17 protein-coding genes and 2 pseudogenes are annotated in these 19742 nt (G+C 58.3%); 9 read left to right on the top strand and 10 right to left on the bottom strand.

Annotated features, from left to right (window positions below):
• The first annotated feature begins 648 nt into the window (after positions 1–648).
• Both I6F37_RS32760 and I6F37_RS32755 read left to right on the top strand, forming a co-directional pair.
• Entirely contained in the window at positions 649–993 is a 345-nt protein-coding gene (locus I6F37_RS32760; RefSeq protein ID WP_157785278.1) for a hypothetical protein, read from the top strand.
• An 83-nt stretch (positions 994–1076) separates the two neighbouring features.
• A complete protein-coding gene (locus tag I6F37_RS32755) occupies positions 1077–1250 on the top strand; it encodes a hypothetical protein (protein WP_157785279.1) in 174 nt (57 codons plus the stop codon).
• A 675-nt stretch (positions 1251–1925) separates the two neighbouring features.
• On the opposite strand, the gene I6F37_RS32750 is transcribed toward I6F37_RS32755, so the two are convergent.
• From I6F37_RS32750 to I6F37_RS32740, 3 genes are all read right to left on the bottom strand, one after another.
• Entirely contained in the window at positions 1926–2525 is a 600-nt protein-coding gene (locus I6F37_RS32750) for a hypothetical protein (protein ID WP_050992059.1), read from the bottom strand.
• 450 nt (positions 2526–2975) lie between these two features.
• On the bottom strand, positions 2976–3254 hold the full coding sequence (locus I6F37_RS32745; protein ID WP_036046027.1) for a DUF2285 domain-containing protein: 279 nt from the start codon (positions 3252–3254) through the stop codon (positions 2976–2978).
• A 76-nt stretch (positions 3255–3330) separates the two neighbouring features.
• Positions 3331–3660 carry a hypothetical protein gene (locus I6F37_RS32740; protein WP_050992060.1) on the bottom strand — a complete coding sequence of 110 codons (330 nt, stop codon included), beginning with the start codon at positions 3658–3660 and terminating at the stop codon, positions 3331–3333.
• An 899-nt stretch (positions 3661–4559) separates the two neighbouring features.
• Here I6F37_RS32740 and I6F37_RS32735 point away from each other — a divergent pair.
• Entirely contained in the window at positions 4560–4784 is a 225-nt protein-coding gene (locus tag I6F37_RS32735) for a hypothetical protein (protein WP_157785281.1), read from the top strand.
• A gap of 129 nt (positions 4785–4913) precedes the next feature.
• Here I6F37_RS32735 and I6F37_RS32730 read toward each other — a convergent pair.
• The 6 genes and pseudogenes from I6F37_RS32730 to I6F37_RS32705 form a co-directional block, all read right to left on the bottom strand.
• Positions 4914–5422, bottom strand: a pseudogene (locus tag I6F37_RS32730) (recombinase family protein); the annotation flags it as partial.
• Positions 5423–5756: 334 nt separating this feature from the next.
• A complete protein-coding gene (locus I6F37_RS32725) occupies positions 5757–6155 on the bottom strand; it encodes a transposase (protein ID WP_225153789.1) in 399 nt (132 codons plus the stop codon).
• Positions 6103–6357, bottom strand: a complete 255-nt coding sequence (locus tag I6F37_RS32720) for a hypothetical protein (RefSeq protein WP_225153787.1) — start codon at positions 6355–6357, stop codon at positions 6103–6105. The genes I6F37_RS32725 and I6F37_RS32720 overlap by 53 nt, the downstream gene beginning before the upstream one ends.
• Positions 6341–7117: a transposase gene (locus tag I6F37_RS32715; protein WP_225153785.1), complete on the bottom strand. Its 777-nt coding sequence runs from the start codon at positions 7115–7117 to the stop codon at positions 6341–6343. Before I6F37_RS32715 ends, I6F37_RS32720 begins: the two co-directional genes overlap by 17 nt.
• Before the next feature lie 57 nt (positions 7118–7174).
• Positions 7175–7498, bottom strand: a complete 324-nt coding sequence (locus I6F37_RS32710) for a hypothetical protein (RefSeq protein ID WP_225129178.1) — start codon at positions 7496–7498, stop codon at positions 7175–7177.
• 9 nt (positions 7499–7507) lie between these two features.
• Positions 7508–8338, bottom strand: a complete 831-nt coding sequence (locus I6F37_RS32705; RefSeq protein ID WP_225129179.1) for an acetoacetate decarboxylase family protein — start codon at positions 8336–8338, stop codon at positions 7508–7510.
• 1200 nt (positions 8339–9538) lie between these two features.
• Between I6F37_RS32705 and I6F37_RS32700 the strand changes: the two genes are divergently transcribed.
• On the top strand, positions 9539–10297 hold the full coding sequence (locus tag I6F37_RS32700) for a glucose 1-dehydrogenase (protein WP_225153783.1): 759 nt from the start codon (positions 9539–9541) through the stop codon (positions 10295–10297).
• A gap of 45 nt (positions 10298–10342) precedes the next feature.
• A complete protein-coding gene (locus I6F37_RS32695; protein ID WP_225153782.1) occupies positions 10343–12103 on the top strand; it encodes an oleate hydratase in 1761 nt (586 codons plus the stop codon).
• Here the strand turns inward: I6F37_RS32695 and I6F37_RS32690 are convergent, their stop codons facing one another.
• Complete coding sequence (locus I6F37_RS32690; RefSeq protein ID WP_223153801.1) at positions 12104–12529, bottom strand: hypothetical protein; 426 nt, start codon at positions 12527–12529, stop codon at positions 12104–12106.
• 309 nt (positions 12530–12838) lie between these two features.
• Between I6F37_RS32690 and I6F37_RS32685 the strand changes: the two are divergent.
• The 4 genes and pseudogenes from I6F37_RS32685 to I6F37_RS32670 form a co-directional block, all read left to right on the top strand.
• A pseudogene (locus I6F37_RS32685) lies at positions 12839–13072 on the top strand (ATP-binding protein); the annotation flags it as partial.
• 43 nt (positions 13073–13115) lie between these two features.
• A complete protein-coding gene (locus tag I6F37_RS32680; RefSeq protein ID WP_016841328.1) occupies positions 13116–13256 on the top strand; it encodes a hypothetical protein in 141 nt (46 codons plus the stop codon).
• Between the two features lie 1889 nt (positions 13257–15145).
• Positions 15146–17146 carry a cytochrome c gene (locus I6F37_RS32675; protein ID WP_225153779.1) on the top strand — a complete coding sequence of 667 codons (2001 nt, stop codon included), beginning with the start codon at positions 15146–15148 and terminating at the stop codon, positions 17144–17146.
• A 126-nt stretch (positions 17147–17272) separates the two neighbouring features.
• Positions 17273–18505: a cytochrome P450 gene (locus I6F37_RS32670; protein WP_225129187.1), complete on the top strand. Its 1233-nt coding sequence runs from the start codon at positions 17273–17275 to the stop codon at positions 18503–18505.
• Positions 18506–19742 lie beyond the last annotated feature (1237 nt).

Here is a 19742-nt window from a genome sequence, read left to right as displayed (position 1 = left end):
GCCAACGGCCCGCCTTAGTCGCGCGGGCTGAAAGAGGACCCGCCGCAGTGCGAAGCTTGCACACGGTACTTCTTTCGCGGACTCCGTTTGCGACTTCAATTGGGCGATTTGCTCTCTCCAAGTGTCTGCACCGCTCTATCGAAAGTGTGAAAGGGATGAGCACGTACGCGATAACATCCACTGCCAGGCCCTCGGGCTGCTTCGAAAGTGGTCGCCGACTTCGAACCTGAATCTGTCGGTTGACGTACAGCCTTCGTCGACGGCCTGTCGGCAACGAACTTTTTTTGTGCGATCGTTTTGCGGCCGGATCAGACGCTCGAACCCAAGTAGTGTGTACGCGAGATCATGTATTCCTTTCTCGGTGCGTTTATGCCGCCTTCCTTGAGGATTTTCTGCGCGGCTCGATGGCCGGGCGCTGGAATTCAGCTTCGTGCTTCAAGTTGCATCCCGCAAATGTTACAGGATGTATGCCGTCGATCGTTTGTTGCGGGCAAAGCGGACGACCCGCATTTATAGAAGTTTATTAACTGGGCCAGCCTTACAACCCGAACCAACAAGCGTTGCTGCTCATGTAATTCCATTCGCGCGCGGATCTATCAGCATGACTGCGCGCGCGTGATTTTGGATGCGCTTTGATCGAGGTTCGAAATGCCCAATGTTGTGGAGTTTCGTCGACCGAGTGCGCCGGTGCGGGCCACTCGTGAAGCAGCAGAAACGACCGTCCTTGGCAAGTGTGACACGCCGGTGGTGCCGTTCCCGATGGCGTGTGATTCCGGTCGATGTGCAAATCCAAATCCACGGCTTAAATCCATTCAAGCGAACGCCAAGCTCACGATTGATCATGCCATCGCCACGCTGGAGCAGACTCATCGTCAGATACGAGCTGCCATACAAAAGATTGGCGACGCTTCAGCTAGGGCCAACCTTGAAACCAGTCTCGATCTGATTGAGCGCAACCTCGAACTCGCCAAACTGAAATCGTCCTGTCTATAGCTGACGTTTTCACCGGGCGATCAGGTCGCTGCACGCGAGCATTCTAAGCACGGCAACCTTCCGCTAGCAGAGAGCCATAGCAAGTGCTTGCAAATGTCAAAATCGCCGGTCGGCTGATGGTTGGTTTCGGATTTCTCCTTCTGATGACCGCAGCAATTGGCGGCTACACGATCCATGCCTCCCGAAGCGCGAGCGGATCGTTGGCGACCGTGGTCCGCCAAAAAGATCACGTGGTCGAAGACGAGCGCATCGAATAGCGCGTATTTGAAACTCGGATGCATGTATGGACGGCCTTGGCAACCGATGACCAGTCGCATTGGGAGAAGGCCGCAGCAAGCGTTAAGCCAACATTTGCGCAGCTTGATGAGCTCGCTGCCGACACCAAGGACTTGGGTCGCCAAGCACGAGTGCGGGATCTCAAAATAGCCGTCCTCCTGCCAAGCAATTCGTGGTTTCGATAAATTGGAGATTACCGGCGGCGAAGGCCGCCGTAGGCGAGAAGCCGATCGAAGGAGTGGCTCACCCACCAAGCCCGAGCCCACATATGCGGCAAAGCCACAAGTAATCCCAGAGCAAACTTAGCGAGCCTTCTGTTCTTACTTGGCCTTCCAGCCCAAGAGCTTGTTCTGAAACCGTCCGCTATTGAGAAAAAGAAGAACCGTGAGCGACGCACCACGACGTCAACTGCAAGCTTCCAAGGAAACAGAGGGATCATCGATATCGCCGTCCCGTCAATTGAAAGCGTGAAGCCCAAGGCGACGTAGATTGAGGCCCAGCTTTCTGCGCCGCGCGTCATCCTCGTCTGGCGATGGGGCATATCTGGTAGCTGAAGCGCGACTAAGGGCTTGCCGATCACGCCTGCACCGCCTCAGATTTGACTGCCCAGTCGAGCTCGTTTCGCCCTTGATCTAAGCGCGCGAGCCGCGGCGCTATTATCGACGGCCCAAGTCGTCTGGATCAGAAGCGTCTTTTAATCTGGCTGCGGTTTCGCTCAGAGCAGAGAGCGCAGCTTGCATTTTGTCGGGCTGCGAACCGAGCGTCGTTTGAAGATGCTGCCGGTCAAGCTCGATGGCGCGATCGAGCGAGGAGCCGTATATCGCCGCAATCGCGATCTCCTTGGCCAAGCGCGTGAAGCTCTGCCACATGAGATAGAACATCAGCGGCGGGACCTGACAGTTCGCAAGCATCTCATAGCAGCGCGGTTCAGCGTTTTCGATCGCCCACCATTGCTGCGCGAGCACCACGAGCCGTCGAAAGTCTCGTCTCGTTCGGCTGAACTTGTCAGGGTCGACGCCGCCGATGAAGGCGCAATGATCGAGCCAATTCAGGCCCGCCATGATCGCAACTGGATAATCGACAACAGGAACGCCCTTGAAGTCGGCGACGGTTTCTTCGTGCGGAGCCTGCCTGAGAAAGGCATCCATCATTTCGGCCTGGCGGACGGCGCTGACCAAAAGATCTACGTCGCGCCGCGGCACCATCATCACGTAGCGGCAGGCTTCGAGCCGCGTGTGCTCCCAGATGGCACGCACATTCCGTCGGTGTCGCCCAGTCCACGCTTGCAGGCAGGGTAAACCAACCGGCCTTCATCGGTTTCCTTGAGGTACAGCGGAAGCAGCCTGTCGAGGGCTGACAGGAGCGTCAGAGGTTCGAAGAGATCGCCTATAGCCTTTTCGGCAGAGGCCAGAACCGACTTCTTTGATCGTCCCCATCCGAACATTTTGGCCGCCCCAGGTCCATGCTGCGCTGAATGCCGATTACAAGGGGGCTCGCCTGAAGACGCAAGTCCGCCCATATGCGGCCTTCGAATGATCCGGAGCCCGCCCGAATCGGTTAGTGGGTTATTAACCGCCGTTCGGCAGGCTTGCAGCCACGGTTATCGCTGCCTAATCAGCCCCCCAGCCCAAGGCAGCGTAAGATGGCCGGCGGTGGATGACCTCCGCCGGCCGTTTTGCTCGAGAGACTGTCCGCGCTCGCTGCCGTTACGGAGCCTTCGAAGGCCCGCCTCGCAGTTGACGGTATCCGCTGTTGGCCATCCAGAGCGCGCGCTCAAGATGGGTTTCAAATGCCTGCCGGGCCCGCTTGGGCTCGCGGTCTGGGTCGATACCAAGGACGATCCGCGATACCTCGCGCCAGTCAGCGCCCTCGGCATTGGCGTCGAGCAGGCGCCAATACGTGGTCATGTGCTCTTCATCGTACACGGTAAGGTCGGACCCAGAGGGCGCTAGATTGGCGAGAACTGGATTGAGGAGAGGCGGCATTGGCTTCCCCGCGATCATTGGTTGTGACACCGGGATATTTCCCGGTGTTTGTGTCGGCGGCGTGACCGGTGCAGGATCATCCAAACAGCCGGGGGCTGACATTGATGATGAAACCGGCCGATGCGCCGATGATAGCGCCGACTAGGCCATAGCCGGCGGCGCCACCGGGACCGATCATCACCGCGCCGTAGAAGAAGCCGATACCTGTACACAAGACAATCATGCCGATCAGTGCCTGATCGTTCAGCTCTTCGATCGGGTGTAGGCGTTGCTCTTCGGAGCTTTGCACATAATGACCGGCTGGCTCACGCGAGCCGCAGTGCGGGCAGGCGACGGCCGAAAACGAGACATTGCCGCCGCAGTCGGAGCAGCCAATCAGTTCCTCTTGTACGCGCCCGCCCGTCATGCGTCCCAACGTAGCCGCGTCGCTACCATGGTGCTACAGGCTTTGCCCGCGGTCCACAATCACTATTCCTCGGCCCGACCGATCGTCGCCTAGCAGCTCGCCAGAGGAGGATCGCGGAGCGGCACTGCCGAGATATTCGACGCGGCCCGCGCCCGCGTCCAGGCCGCCTGGGAGGAGCTGGCGGTCGCGCGACGGCCGCCGATTAAAGTGCCCACCCGGCTAACCGTCGCATGAAGCATACCGCAGAACGTCCAAGCGCCGATCCGGAAGCAGCGGCCCTCCGGTGGGTGCCGATGTTGAAGCCTGACTTTGGCTCTGTCGGCAGGCGGATCGAATGGAAGGCGACCGTATCGCGTGGGTCCGCCACCTTGCCGAAGCGACGGTACGACGGCGTACCCCTTGGCTGTTCCGGGCATTCGAACTCTGATGATCTTCACTGCCGCGACGTATACTTCCAGATCGGCTTGTGAGAGGCCGGGGCGGCCTGGATAACACCCGAGCTGACGAGTGAGCCGCAGATGTCTCACGTGGCTCGTCGAGCAACGCAGCAGTTGAAAAGCTTCGCTTTCCGTCCACATCTGCGAGTTTGGTTTGAGCTGCGCTTCATCGCGCGATTCAAACACGGTGCACCTTTGCGTGTCGATATAATTAATGGTTCAATACGTGTTATAAAAAACAATACAACTTAAACGTTGACAGGGCCGAATCGCATTTCCTATTGTCGCGATGAGGTCCAGAAAACCTCGTGCGGCAGGCGTAATCGTTTTCCTCAGAGTCCTGCGTCCTCGCGCGTATGTCCAGTGGCGCAAGCCTAAAGGCGCGAGGGAGCGCCTGTCGTTGCTTATTTCTGGCTCCGGACGACTATCTCGATCTCAGAAAGATCGACGGAGAAAACGACAGTGAAAACGGTAACAAAACAAAAGGCAGACAGAGCTTGCGCCAAAGAGTTGAAGATTTTGGCACGGGTCGAAAAGGATCTCGAAAATGCACGCGGCTCCGGAGCGGTTGAAGACGTCTTCCTTGGGCTTGAGGAAATCTACTCGATGCACATGCGCACCGAGCATCAAAGCGTCCGAGCAAGATGCGAAGCCATCTTGCGCGCCGGCAGTTTGCCGAAGGCGTAACTGACGATCTTAGAGCGCCCCGTAGGGAGCGCTCTATGCATTTGAGCAACGCGGCCGGCAAAAGCCGGCATCTGAGGGCCCCGGCACGCTCCTAAAAGGTGGTAATAATCCGTGCGAGACCTGATCATCGCCGCGATTCGTCAGTCGGACTGCCCCTGCGAAAACTTTGGCGGAGAGTTCCCGACTGAACTCAGCTGCCATCACTCTCTTAATATTCTTCATGATGCTAGCGAGAAGGCTTCCGTCATTGTCGAATTGCTCCGCGCAATAAGCAACCTGGACGCCCGCCTTGCGGCAGATGAACTCGTAGTGCGCGCTCTCGTCAACGTCCTGAAAGCGTCCCCATCGGCTCACGTCGAAGACAAGCAGATGAGCGAAGTCAGCGCGTCCCGATTGCACGTCTTCAACCAGTTCGGTAAGGCCCCCCGGTTTTCGATTCTGAGGCCGCTTTCTCCCTCGTCACGATAGGTGTGGACCATGGTTAGCTTGTGAAGTTCGGCGTAGGTCGCGATGACCACTGCCTGATTCTCAATCGAGTATTGCTGGTAATCCGTCGACATGCGGACATACTGCGCCGCCCGTCGCGCTTTCTGAGACTGAGGCAGACGTTTCGCGTGTACAACAAGGGTGTTCCCCATGTTGCCTCCCCGCGGCTATATCGCGTCGCGCTGTATTGCGCATCGCAAACCATTTAGGCGCATCATCAAGTCCGCGCCATCGGAGAGTGTATTCAGAAAGAGTCAACTGCTATGTCGTTTTTCTTGAAAGCACGTTGCGGCGGGCGAAGCGAGCTGCAGAGAAATGCGGGTTTGCGCTTTTGGGCCGATTTTGTTGCAGAAGTCGGTAGGATCGACGCTCTCAGCCGGGCTGAGATCTGAAAATTTGGGCTCGCGATCTCTTGGCCGCCTGCCCGGCATGGGCTGCGGAGACGGCCGGGCACTGATGCCTGACGCAACAACGCGACGGACGCACTTACGCAACGCATAGTGCGGCCGTGTTGGGTGGATGGAGCGCCAGCTTGGCAAAGCGACGAAGGTTCTGAGCTATTGCTGCAAGCGTAAATTCGAACCGCGCGCCGGCCGGTCCACGCAGTCTTAGGCGGTCGAACCGCAGGATCCGCTTGAGGTGCGCAAACAGCATCTCAACCTTCTTGCGATCTCGTCGGGTCTGATCGTAGGCAGGTGTCTTCGATAGCCCGGGCGACATCGCGCGCTGCCTCGTGCACGTGGCGGCTTCCGGCTCGGCGAGTTTGGACAGCACTTGGATTTGGAGCGGGCAGTCGCGGCAATCGGCGACGCGCGAGAAATACGAGATAGCGTCATCTCCGCGTGGTCCGCGTGCGCGGCAGGATCTTGCCGCTGCGGCAGACATATTGATCGCGCGCCTCGTCATAGATGAAATCGTCGCGGCTGAACGTGCCGTCGTCGCGCTGTGACTTGTCGATCACCGGGATGTGGGGCGCGATCCCCTTCACATCGACCAGGAAGTGGAGATTTTGGGCCGCGCCGTAGGCCGTATCCGCGACGAGCCAGTCGGGTTTGATGCCGAACGTCTTCTCAGTCCTTTCGATCATCGTTTGGGATGCGCCAACCTCGGATTGGCGGATCGCCCGGGACGCTTCGACATCCATGATAATACCGAACTGATGTCGATGAGGTAATTGTCGGCGTAGGCGAAGAACGCGGCGTTGCGCAGTGCGCCAGTCCACTGCGCGGCTGGGTCGGACGGCGCGACAAACTTCGGCACGACGTCGGTGGCACACCCCATGCTGGATCGTCGAGATTGGCGAGATAGTCCTGAACGGCGCGCCTAGCCCCCATCGGGTCGATGTCGTGGCTCCATTTATCGCCCGGCGTCGAGCGGCACTTATTGGCGTCCGCCGCGATCAAGCTGGCATCGACGGCGAAACCATTGCCGCCGACAAGGCCAGCCTTGATGCACGAAGCGACGACGCGCTCGAAGACGTGACGAAAGACATCATGATCGCGAAATCTCTCGTTGCGGGCGCGCGTGAATGCCGAGTGATCCGGGATCCTGTCTTCTATGCCAAGGCCGCAGAACCAGCGATAGGCGAAATTGAGCTGAACCTCGCGGCATAGTGCGCGCTCCGAGCGGATCGCGAATACGTAGCCAAGGATGAGCATCCGGATCATCAGCTCCGGATCGACCGATGGTCGGCCAGTGTTGGAGTAATGCGGCGCAAGCTCGACGCGCACCCACGACAGATTGAGAACTGCCGCAATTTGCCGAACCTGATGGTCGTCCGGCACTACGGCCTCGAGGTCGAACGCATAGAACAGATGACCCTGCTCGCCCTTGCGCCGCCCCATCATCGATTCTCTCCGTCGATAGCCGCTTCACTTCGACGGAATCACGGTTCGCACCGCTCCTCAAGGTAGTTCTGCAACAAAATCGGCCCGTAGCCGACATGTCCGGCGCAGCTCTTTCGTCTGCTTCTGACGAGGCAACCAGCAGGATATCGTCGTTGTCCTTGTCGATGATGTTGAACGCCCATCCATCATGGCTGTGGCGATCGCCACGTCGGCCTTCTTCTCCTTATTGCCGCTATTCTTGTTGTAGACGTGGGTCTTGAAGCCGGCCTTGTCGACCATCTTCCAGAATGAGTCGCCGGGAGGAGGTGAACCCCACATACCGCCCGTCAGCTGGCAAACCGACAGCCCTGGCAGCAATTTAGGATTGGATGAATTCTTCAAGCTCGTCGATCATCTGTTTACCGGGTTTGATTCCTCCGAAAGGATATCAATGGCCTCGAGCCTTGCGTCATACTCCTCGTATGTGCCGAGCAGGGCTTGGCCAACTGTCAAGTTGTGCACGGGATCGATAATCGAGGGGGAGTCGTAAGTTAGGGAGGTTGGTCCAGTAAATAGAACTTCTTCGCCACGCTCGTCGCGTCGCAACGTTCGGTCCGTACACCATTTGACGAGTTGCGTGACCTCTCCCTTCCCGGACTCAATGATGGACGGCAGCTGCCGAACCGAGTAGAAATTCGTCCGCGCAGAATACATCTGCCGCGAATCCGAGCTCATGCGCTCGTCTGGTTGAGCGGTAAGGGTCAGCAGGCGCTTGCCTTTCGGACGCTCGAGCGTACCCTGAATTAGACCGCCTTCTCTGATCAGTCTAATGTGCGCCAGCTTTTTTGGAGCACCAAGAACCTCTCGTCCCGAGGCGAGAGCTGCATCATTTACCGTCACGTAAATGTAAGGGATGTAGTAGCCAGTCTCACCGTCGGGATCACGAACTTGAATTCCTGAATAGCACTCCAAGTATGGCCCGACAGTGCTTGAGCGATAGCTCGCGACCCCCACAATGGCGATTGCAGGGTTTGCTGCAGGTGCTAGCTCCTTCGGCAATAAACAATTCGCCTCGTGCCCCACGCTGAACATAAGGTTTATGGCTTGGCAGCCGAGAAACGCAGTGCCACGATTTTTGCCCCCATGGTAAAGAGGCGCATCAAGCGGAATGCCTTTGACGTCGGGCATCGCATCCTCCTTGATCTCAGAATAATTCGCGCGGTTGGAGATTGAGCTATTCATCTCACCGCGCCTCTCCGGTTGTTGAAGCGCCCCTGAAGCGACTGTACTGCGCTGGCAGCGATGTGGGTTCGGTAGTCCGTACGGCACATCGATCCGGTGATAGCGATCTTCGCTACGCGAGGCCGCAGTGCCGTTTCTGCGCCTTGCACCTCAATCCGCCGGATTAAACGATCCGAAAACATCCGACACGCTTGACCTTCTCCATTCTAGAAGCCGGCAGCTGTCCTGTGCTGCCGGATGCGCCTGATTGTGCATCCATTCCGGCGGAGCGTGCTCACCGATGATGACGTCAAGGCGAGTGGGTGATTCCTATTTGTCTATCAGTCGTTATGCAACGTCGATGCCAGGCACCTCGTGCGGTTTATACGGCTCATTGGCTGACATCAAATTGGGTACGAGTGACCCGACAACTTTCGACTATTGTTCTGTTGCCTTCCTCGCTTGTCCGATTGACGACGCGATGTCGAAAGCCCGACATGATCAAGTATCCGGACAGAAAGTCGATGAGGCTCTCTCACGAGTTTTCGCAACAGCATGGCTATCGCCATTGTGTCTCGATTAAACCAGATCAGCGCAACATTATCGCTCGCATGGTCGAAAACGCAGGCCCTGACATCGCCGTCTCGGTGGTGAGTCGGAAGACCTCCAGCGCCTGTGCAAGAGTCACGTGAGGCTGACTTCCCATCAGAGTCTCGGCGCGGCGATTGCACGGAATGGATACTCCAATTCGCAAGACTTAGGAGAACCTCATGCGTTCTGCGCCCCACTTTTCGATCCACAAGGAGCTCAGCACCGTTCGGCACCGGTATCGCTCCGCTCGCGGGTACCGATCCTATCTCCGAAACCGGAGGAAATTCGGTCGCAAATTGTCGGCGTCTAGAAGGTGGGGTAGTTCGGCAAAGCCAATGCAACAATCCAAAGGATGGCTAACGCCTGAGCGGCGGAAGCATGTTCGCGACGTGAAATCGTTATCGAAGTGCTTTAGCGCCAATTTACACGGGTACTGCGCACAGGCTTTAGGAATCAAAGATGATACGTAGCAGAGGGCAGATCGCCAAGAGTCCGGGGCGTGGTGCAGACCGCAACTCTTGGCTTGCCCGACTTTCAATGCTCGTTCTCAACCATTTTGATCAACACGCCCGTCATCCTTTTTGATGCTGAAAACCCCTGCACCGCCACTGATCGAGGGAACCAAGAGTTATGGGACGTGTGAGCGAAAAAGTCATTTTGGTAACCGGCGGGGCTCGAGGGATGGGGGCCGCTCATGCGCGCCTGCTGGTAGCCGAGGGCGCGAAAGTCGTGATCACCGATATTCTTGACAATGAAGGAGCGACTTTCGCGGCCGAACTTGGCCCATCCGCGATCTATGTGCGTCAAGACGTCGCCCAGCCAGGGGAATGGTCCCAGGCGATCGCAGCTGCGGAGGGCAAGTTCGGCGCGCTGCACGGCCTCGTCAACAATGCAGGCATCGCGAGTATGGCTCCCATCGAGCGGTTCCCGCTCGAGCAGTGGGAGAAGACCCTGGCTGTCAATCTCACCGGTGTATTCTTGGGAATGCAGACTGCCCTACCTGCCATGCGCCGCGCGGGCGGAGGCTCGATCGTCAACATCTCGTCGGTTGAGGGGCTGAGGGGTAGTGCTGGGCTTCACGCCTATGTTGCTTCCAAGTTCGGCGTGCGGGGCATAACGAAGTCCGCTGCCTTGGAGGCCGCCGCGTCCGGCGTTCGCATAAACTCTATCCATCCGGGCTTCATCAACACTCGGATGACAGAGAACATCGATCTTTCCGGTTTTCCAATTCCGCTCGGGCGGCCAGCCGAGCCGCAGGAAGTGTCACAGGCAGTCTTGTTCCTGCTTAGCGACGAGTCCTCTTATCTTACCGGCTCCGAAATCGTCGTCGATGGCGGTCTGACGATCGGCGTCCCGCAGAAGTGTCAGGCGGTCGAAAACATCTTCTGACTATCAGCGGACGGATTGTCACATCAAACGAGATGGAATGTCGCGATGTATTACACCAGTGGAAATTACGAAGCTTTTGCTCGGCCCCGCAAACCCGCCGGCGTGGATAGCAAGACAGCATGGTTCGTTGGTTCGGGGTTGGCTGCGCTCTCCGGCGCGGCCTTCTTGATCCGCGACGGGCAGATGCGTGGCGACCGTATCACCATCCTCGAACGACAGACGGTTCCGGGGGGCGCGTTGGACGGTTGTCAGGATCCGGAAAGGGGATTCGTGATTCGAGGTGGTAGAGAGATGGAGGATCATTTCGAGTGTCTCTGGGATCTGTTTCGTTCGATCCCATCGCTCGAACTTGAAGGCGCCAGCGTGCTCGATGAGTTTTACTGGCTGAACAAGGATGATCCGAACTACACACTACGGCGGGCGACGGTGAAGCAGGGGCAGGATGCCCATACCGATGGCCTATTCACACTGAGCGAACAGGCCCAGAAAGAGCTGATTGCCCTTTTTCTTGCCACTCGTAAGCAGATGGAGACCAAGCGCATCGACGAAGTGTTCGGGAGAGATTTCTTCAACAGCAATTTCTGGCTCTATTGGCGGACCATGTTCGCCTTTGAAGAATGGCATTCAGCCCTCGAGATGAAACTTTATCTGCATCGATTCATCCACCATATCGGCGGCCTGCCGGATTTCAGTACGCTGAAGTTTACCAAATACAATCAATATGAATCGCTCGTTCTGCCGTTATCCAAATGGCTGTTGGCGCAAGGCGTCAACTTTCGCTACGGGGTCGTAGTCACCGATATCGATTTCGACATAAAGCGTGGCCGCAAGCAAGCCACAGCCATCCGCTGGCTGGAGAATGGCATTGAGGGCAGTCTCATTATTGGCGCCGACGATCTTGTTTTCATGACGATCGGGTCGCTGACCGAAAACTCGGACATGGGGGACCATCACACGGCCGCCAGGCTCAACGAAGGACCGGCGCCCGCCTGGGATCTGTGGCGGCGTATTGCGGCCAAAGATGCGGCCTTTGGACGCCCAAATGTCTTTTGCGGCAATATTCCTGCAAGCAAATGGGAATCGGCGACGATCACGACCCTGGACAAACGCATTCCAGCATACATCCGCAAGATCGCCAAACGCGATCCGTTCAGCGGCAGGGTTGTCACAGGAGGCATCGTTACGGTGAAAGATTCGAGCTGGTTGCTCAGTTGGACCACAAATCGCCAGCCGCATTTCAAGCGCCAGCCCAGCGATCAAGTCGTCGTCTGGCTCTATTCGCTATTCGTCGATAAAGCCGGCGACTACGTGAGGAAACCGATGCAAGATTGTACGGGCGAGGAAATCACGCAAGAATGGCTTTATCACCTCGGTGTGCCGGTTGCGAGTATACCGGAACTCGCCGCTGGGGCCGCCAAGACGGTCCCGGTGATGATGCCCTACGTCACTTCCTTCTTCATGCCGCGGCAGGCGGGCGACCGGCCAGATGTTGTGCCGAAAGATGCGGTCAATTTCGCCTTCATCGGCCAGTTCGCGGAGTCGGGTGAACGGGATTGTATCTTCACGACGGAATACTCCGTTCGGACCGCGATGGAAGCCGTGTATATCCTCCTCAAGATTGAACGTGGCGTGCCCGAGGTATTCAACTCGACCTATGATATTCGCAAGCTGCTTGCAGCAATGGGTAGACTGCGCGACGGCAATGAAATTGAGATCCCGGGACCTGCGTTCCTGCGCGAGCTCATTCTAAAAAAGATTGAAGCGACTGAGCTTGGCGAACTACTCAATAAATATCACCTGAGTTGATTAAGGCAGCGGACGCTGCGGCTTCGCTCGGATAGAGAAGCGCTGTCCTGCGCCGTGACGGCTCGGACTCGCCAAGGCGCGGATCAAACGTTCGCGCCGATCTTCCAGGCAACCTTTAGGCGTACTCTGGAATTCGGTGTTCTTTCGGCTTGATGTTATTCTCGCCACACGCATCCGATTAACCTCTTGCCACGAGGTGAGGGCGAAACTAGCTAGTGGCTCGTCACAGTGATCTTGATGGTTTGATACCGGCCAGCTTAGGATCGGCAAGTTTTCTGGCGGCACAAGGACTTCGATGCTTCTGGGGATGCAGGATTCGGCGGGTGGCCGTCCGGACATGTGCGAATAGGTATAGATGAACGCCAGATAATGGCCCTGCTTCTCGGTAAAGCGTGCGCCTGGTTTTTGACTCATGGAGCGATTCATCCGTGCCTCCTTAGTCGTCCGTGAAGAACAGGTAAGGGGCTGATCTGGAGTCGTTGTTTTTCGGCTGCGGCGATTTTGTGATTGCAGGCTTTGACAGTGCGGTAGCTCGGAACCTGCAATTTGCAGTTTGAGATTCCCTCGAATCGCACGGCATGATTCGGCGCTCGTACCGGGAGGAGCCGATGCGACCGAAGAAGCCGAAGGCGACGGACGAAGGTGATCTGTTCCGGGCCAGGCTCAAGCAGGTCATCAACATGGAGCACGAACTGGTTCAGCACGCCGGCAAGATCAATTGGGACTGGATCGACTATCGACATGAAGGCGCCGCGCGGGCTCGACAAGCCGCTGTTCCAAAAGCTCGTCGCCGGCGAGTGGATCGACCGGCATCAGAACCTGCTCATCATCGGCCCGACCGGCGTCGGCAAGAGCTGGATTGCTTGCGCCTTGGGCCACAAGGCCTGCCGCGACAACCGCTCCGTGCTCTGTCAGCGGCTGCCGCGGGTGTTCGAGGCGCTTGCCCTCGCGCGGGGCGACGGCCGATGGTTGGGTTGCCGATGAGCTCCGCGCTTTGACTTCCTTGTAGACGTTGCTGATCGACATCGCGGATGTTGCGACACCGCGCCATCGACGAACCGCGTTCGGATGCGAGATCGGCGTGATAGCCATCGATCTTGGCGAGCATCTCCTGCACGAGCGCCGGATCAAAGTCGATAGCGACTGCTGCTGACTTTGCCGTCGTTTGTCCCTGTTGCGTTGCTTGGCCTCGGCGAGCTCTCATGCGCTTGACCTTGCCGATGATGGCGTTGCGAGATACGCATCGCCACCCCTCGCAGACCCCGAGTGGCCCGCGCTCCACATGCATTGCAGAAGCGACACCTCCTCAGAATCCCATGCCGATGTGGCTTGATTGACCATCGTTCGTCATCGTCACGAGCACGAGTCGATGGTCGTTTTGATTGTCGCCAAAAGCAGTGCGTGTCGATGTTTACGCTTGTTCGCCGCTATTCGATGTTCGGAAAGGTTTTTGGCTGCGACGATCGGCCTGCCTTATAAAATAGGCAGACGAACGTGTATTTATGCCTGCGGTTGCATCGTGTCCGGAAAGTTGATCCGCTTACGTTAACGGCTGTTGACAACATGCGTTAACGGCGTTGCAATCACCAGCACGACAAACGGCGGTGAGTTTACCAACTAACAACAGCAGCTAGACCACGACGGCGTTACTGCTCGCACACGGCTACTAGCGTGGGTACCCGAGCGTTTGCGCGGAAGGATGGGCCATGCAGTCGATCCCTTGCTAGGTGTCGTCGGTGCCGGGGATCGTGCCGTTCTCGGAATACTGCCAGAGCTTCCGGTGCCGCGACGCCGACGTCTCCGGAGGTGACGATGCTGACGTCGACTCGACTTCAACCATTTCAACAGCGACGATGCAAACTTGGTCGCTTGGATCAGCCCTGCGGGCAGCAGGCCGCCGGAGCCGCCGCCGCCGCCGCCGCGGATGGTCGAGCAGCGCCTGGACGGCCTCGTGCAGATCGTCGAGCGGGGCTCAAACCCACCTTCGAGAAGGTCGTTCAATTCGAGCCGCAGCATCTCGTCATCCCAATCGGTGCGTCGAAGGCCTCGAAGAGACGCGACCAAGCGCGAAGCTCGAGACAATACCCGAGAGTGTACCAACAGCAACGGGACAGCTCGCAGAGATGGAAGCAAAAGTAAAAAGATCAAACAGCGTCATAGCAAGTCCGCCGATCTGGAAGCTAAGCGCGCGCTGAACCGCCTGAAGGAGGTTGACCCGGAGGGATATGAGGCCTTCCTTCGTAAGCGCGAGAACCGCGGGGACACTGGCGGTTTCGGCCCGGCTGGACGGGCGAGGCCATAGTCACCACCACATTCCTCGCCGTCGCATTCGCACAACTCTGGCGCGTCGTCGCCATGCGCAGCAGCCGCTCCGGTACCGTTTTCAACGAGTTCACGCGCAATCCATGGGTCTGGCTGCGCTCGGCCTGTACGGCCCTCTGCTCGCAGTCCCTCTCTACTGGCCGCCGATGACAGAGGTCTTCCACGTCTGCCACCGACGCTCACGATGTGGAGCATTGTCGCGGGCTACAGCCTGACGCCGATGCTGCTAATTCAGGTCAGCCACGCCGTCATCGTGCTTGCAAAACGAAGCCGTTAAATGGTAGCCGCGTTGCTTGGCTCGAATTCGCCGTCTGCATCATCGTGATCGGCGTGGCCGGATGTATGCTCATGGTCATTGCGCCCTACGGAGGCCTGATCTCCGAGTGCGAGCCTATTGCCCTCAGGCGCCCGGCCGATTCCGTTCGCTCGCGTTCCCGCGGATTACAGCCCCCGATCTCCCACAGCGGACCCAACGTCACTGCAAATTCGATCGCGAGGATGGGATGGCGGCTCGAACAAGAGCTCGTCCGAACGCTCTAGATGTTCTTGTTATGCGGTCAAGTTCGCCCATTCCACAGACCACCGATTGTGACGTCAGAAAGAATAGTGATCGCGTCTCAAGGACGTCAACAGCGGGGGTAAGCCTACAAGATCATGTAGTTGTAGTATTACTGTTTGCACGGCTCTCTGCTGGAGGCCGTTCGCTGACACGGGGGAGCCATGTCGACAGTTGCCAGCGCAATTCGGCGCCTTTGGTGGCGACGCTTTCTTGCTCTTCTGGCGATCATCGTGATCATTGCTTTGATCGCAGTCATGACCAGCTCCCAGCTTGGCGCGACAATCGAAGCTCTGACGCCGCCTGGTCTCCCTGAACCGGTTTCCGCGAGCGAGCAGGTTTCGCTCGATCAGGGCTGGAACGCCGAAGACGCCGATCGATTCCATCATAAAGCCCAGGGCACGCAGACCTTACCGATCCCGCTGTCATGGTTTCTCGCCCTGGAAGCGCCGCTGAACTCGCCTTTCGCTATCCCCTTTTTCAAACGAGAACGGTTTTCTGACAACCGCTATTTACTGCGGTTTGGATTCATAGAGTCTGCCGAAAGCGAGAACAATGAGTACGGTTTGCCGATCGGCTTTGCATATTCGCCGTTTCAGTCGATCCGCGGGCTTTCGCGTAAGGAGACTGCCGTTGGATTGACCTGTGCCGCGTGCCATACCGGCCAACTGATCTTCAAAGAGAAGCGCTATGTCATTGAAGGCGGCCCCGCCGTGACCGATCTCGGTCAATTGACAAATGCGCTCCGCGCTGCGCTCGCACAGACCGCTTTGTCGGCAAAGCTACCCTTCTTCGACGGTCGCTTCGGGCGGTTCGCGAAGCGCGTTTTAGGAACCGAGTACAGCGATCTTACACGCGTCCAACTGTCCAAGGAGCTCGATGGAATACTTGGTGCTCTGATCGATCAGCCCGCTGGGATCGACGTCACGGAAGGGTTTACCCGCCTCGATGCGCTCAATCGCATCGGCAACCAGGTGTTCGCACTCGACCCCAAGCGCTACGGCAACTACGTCAACCTCAACGCCCCTGTCAGCTACCCGCACATCTGGACATCGTCATGGTTCGATTGGGTGCAGTACGACGGCTCGATTATGCAGCCATTGGTGCGCAATGCCGGCGAGGCGATGGGGGTTTCGGCGGAGCTCAACCTCACCGCCCCGCCCAAGGGGGGACGTTTTGCCAGCAGCATCCCCTTCGATAATCTGCACTGGATCGAACAACAGCTCGCTGGAAAGGACCAGCCGCTGGTGGCGAAAGCCTTCACCGGACTGAATGCGCCAGCCTGGCCCGACAGCTTTCCTGCGATCGACAAAGCCAAGGCCGCCGTGGGAGCCCAACTCTACGACAAACATTGCAGCGGCTGCCATCTTCCAGCGCTGACGCCGGACATCGTGCACGGCAAGGCCCCGGACGCGGAGTTCTGGAAGAACTTCGGCCCTATCCGCTGGCGCGGTCGCGATGGGCAGGAGAAGCAGACGAGGGAATCCGTACTCAACGTCAAGATCATCAAGCAAAGCCATATCGGCACCGATCCGGCCCAGGGCGACGTGCTGCGCAATCGCACCGTGGACACCGCCGGCAGCGAACTGGCCAGGGCGGGCCAGAGCAGCCCAGGACTCGGCCTCGACATCGATGTCTGCCAACGGAAGGCTGACAACACGCTGGATACGATCCACCTCTCGGACCATGCGATGCAACTCTACGCGCTTGCGCTCGGCGCCGTGGTCCAATCCGGCATCGACGAATGGCTTCGGTCGACCGGGACGGTCCAAGCGGAGATCGAAGGCGATCGGCCGAACTGTCTCGCGGCAGGTTTCGGCTATAAGGCGCGTCCGCTGAACGGCGTATGGGCGACTGCCCCGTTCCTGCACAACGGCTCGGTGCCGACGATCTACGATCTGCTCAGCCCGGTTGCGGAGCGCCCACAAGTCTTCCTGCTCGGTGAGCCCAGCTTCGATCCTGTCCGCGTCGGTATCGTGACACGGACGGTCGCTCCTGAAGGCAGGACCTACGACAGCAAGGGCTACTTCATCATCGATACGTCGAGGCCCGCCAATCGCAATACCGGCCACGAATTCTCGAACGAGAAGCATGAGGGCGTCATTGGCCCTGCGCTGTCTCCGGAGGAGCGCAACGCAATCATCGAGTTCCTCAAGTCGATCTGAAATTGATTGGGTCAGCTCCAACTGGAGCAGTAGCGAAGACCATCTCGCTCCCGCAGGGGGAAAGGTGGACGAAAGCCCGGATCGACCGACCAGGCGAAGCTTTTCTTGAGTTAGGGTGCGGCAGCAATGGCGGAACAGAAACAGGGGCCGGCGGCGAAGTTCCTGAAATGGATGATCGCCAAACATCCGGATGCATTGTTCGCATTCATCCGGCGCGTCAGGCCCAACCTGGCGTTGGGCGCCGCGGGGCCGGTGTTCATCACCCGCTTCCCCGACGTGCAGGAAGCGCTGAGCCGCCCCGACATCTTCAACGTCACCTATGCGCCGATGATGGACCCTTCGGTCGGCCCCTTCATGCTCGGCCGCGACTGCACCGAAATAAACCAGCGCGACAAGGGTATCATGCGCGCCTTCATGCGCATGGAGGATCTGCCGGCAATTCGCCAGAAGGTGCGCAGCCTCGCCAATGCGTCTGTCGAAAAGCAGATCTATACCCAGAACCAGATCGACGTGGTCAGCACGTTGTCGCGCCTGGTGCCCATTCAGCTGACCCGAGAATATTTCGGCTTTCCCGGCCCCGATCTGGCCTCGATGTTCCGCTGGTCGCGCGCGACGCAATATGACATGTTTCACAACCTGGACAAAGATCCGAAGGTGCACCAGGACAACATTGACGCTGGGCAGGAGATGCGCGCCTATCTGACACAACTGCTCCCGCAGCGGCGCGAGCAGCTGAAAAATGGGGCGCCGCTCGAGGACGTGTTCAGCCGCCTGCTGAATAGCCATTTTGACGATTCGATCGGCTTCGCCGACGAACGCATTATTACCAATATGATGGGCACACTGGTCGGCGGGATTGAGACCACATCGGCGGCCATCGTGCAGCTGCTCGACGAGTTGTTCAAGCGCCCGAGGATCCTGAAGGAGGCCATCGACGTCGCCAGCAGCAACAACGACCATCTGATGTATCGCTATTGCTGGGAAGCGCTGCGCTTCAACCCGATCAATCCGTTCGTGGTGCGCCACTGCCGGACCGATTACCGGATAGCCAAGGGCTCGCTGCGCGCGACGACAATCAAGGCCGGCAGCACGGTGCTGATCTCGACCCGGTCGGCGATGCGCGATGGCTTGCAACTGCCGGCGCCGTCCAACTTCGCGATCGACCGGCCGGAGTCGGTCTACATGCATCTGGGCTACGGGATGCACACCTGCCTCGGCGACCAGATCAGCCGCATCCAAGTTCCGGAAATCGTTCGCCGCATCCTGCAAATCCGGGGCGTCCGTCCCGCCGCGGAGATTGACTACGCAGGAGGGCCGTTTCCAGAGCGTTATCCCATCACCTACGACACGCCCGTCTGAAGGCCGGACTTCCCAGCAACGAGCCGCGAGTACCGATCCGGCCGCTGGCGTGGCGGCCTCTGGCGTCAGCACTAGGTCGTTCGTCGCGAAGTCTCCGTCACGCGATGCGCGTGAGATGCGTGAGGCAATAATCAATCGTGTCGGTGGTGTGTTCCGCTTGCGAAACACATCAAGAGATGAGAGGCAGAGCTTCGCATGCGCGGCTACTACATTGGCTTACCGAGGAAATGGTTTAAGCGAACGGAAGCCGTACGCTGAAGCGGGCCTCGGCAACCGGCAGTTATGCACGAACATCGCGCAATCAGCGCAACAGCAATGATGCGCTCAAACGGCACCTGCAGGATCACCATTACGCGCGACGCCGACGACTACAAACAGCGCATAGCATCGAGCGCTGCTTCTGCTCGCTGATACACTCTTTCGACGCTTGGCACCCGTTATGACAGGCGAATAGGACAGGCGAACCGTCAATTTTACCGGCTTCTTTCATCGATCTCGCGGCCGCATTGGTCTGCGGTTGCACGCGTTTCCCCGTAGCCGCCCGGATTGGCAAGTGTTGGAGCACGGGAACACGGGAACACGGTGTTCTACTGAAAGAACACCGGCTGAGGGATTTTATACTTAAACTGTCTTTTCACTAAATTCCGGTGGCGAGGCCGCGGGACTGCATCGTCTCGCGGCCCCATTGATTTTCGCTGTTCAGGTCCGGGCGAGTTCCTCCACCGAATTCCGACTCTTTACTCCCAGAAGGGGTAAGCGCTTCGATCGCCCGTTGGCATTCAAACGCGTCAAATTCGGGCCGTCGGCAAGTCCTCGCTGGACAGCATTCCGGAGTATGTTGTCGTGGAGTGCACATGGCTGCTGCCAACCTGATCGACAGTAGCGACGGCGATCGCACGAAAACGCGCTCCGCATCGAACATGGTGCGTGGTGTTTGACGTCCCAAGATGGCTGGAGTTCTCCCATCGAGACAGCTTCGGCCGAGCTTGTTTGGCTTTCTGGCTCTGCCAAAGGCCAGAGCCAGACTGATAAGACAAAGTCGGCTCGCTGTCGCGCGCGCCATGGAAAACTGCCCCCTCATATTGCCTCAGATGACAATGTTACCGAGCGCCCCAGCTGTCGCGCGAATTGGACCCCGCGGGTCCGAGCAAGCCGCTCGCGAAGCGCGCCCTCCAGAGCGCCGTAGCGAGAGAGCGGCTTGCGGTGATTCGGCAAAGCAACACGTGGGATTTAGACA

It is taken from the genome of Bradyrhizobium sp. NBAIM08, from assembly GCF_020193935.1.
Taxonomy (GTDB): domain Bacteria; phylum Pseudomonadota; class Alphaproteobacteria; order Rhizobiales; family Xanthobacteraceae; genus Bradyrhizobium; species Bradyrhizobium yuanmingense.
The sequence above is the reverse complement of the archived record's forward strand: the minus strand, read 5'-3'. Positions and strand labels throughout refer to the sequence as shown.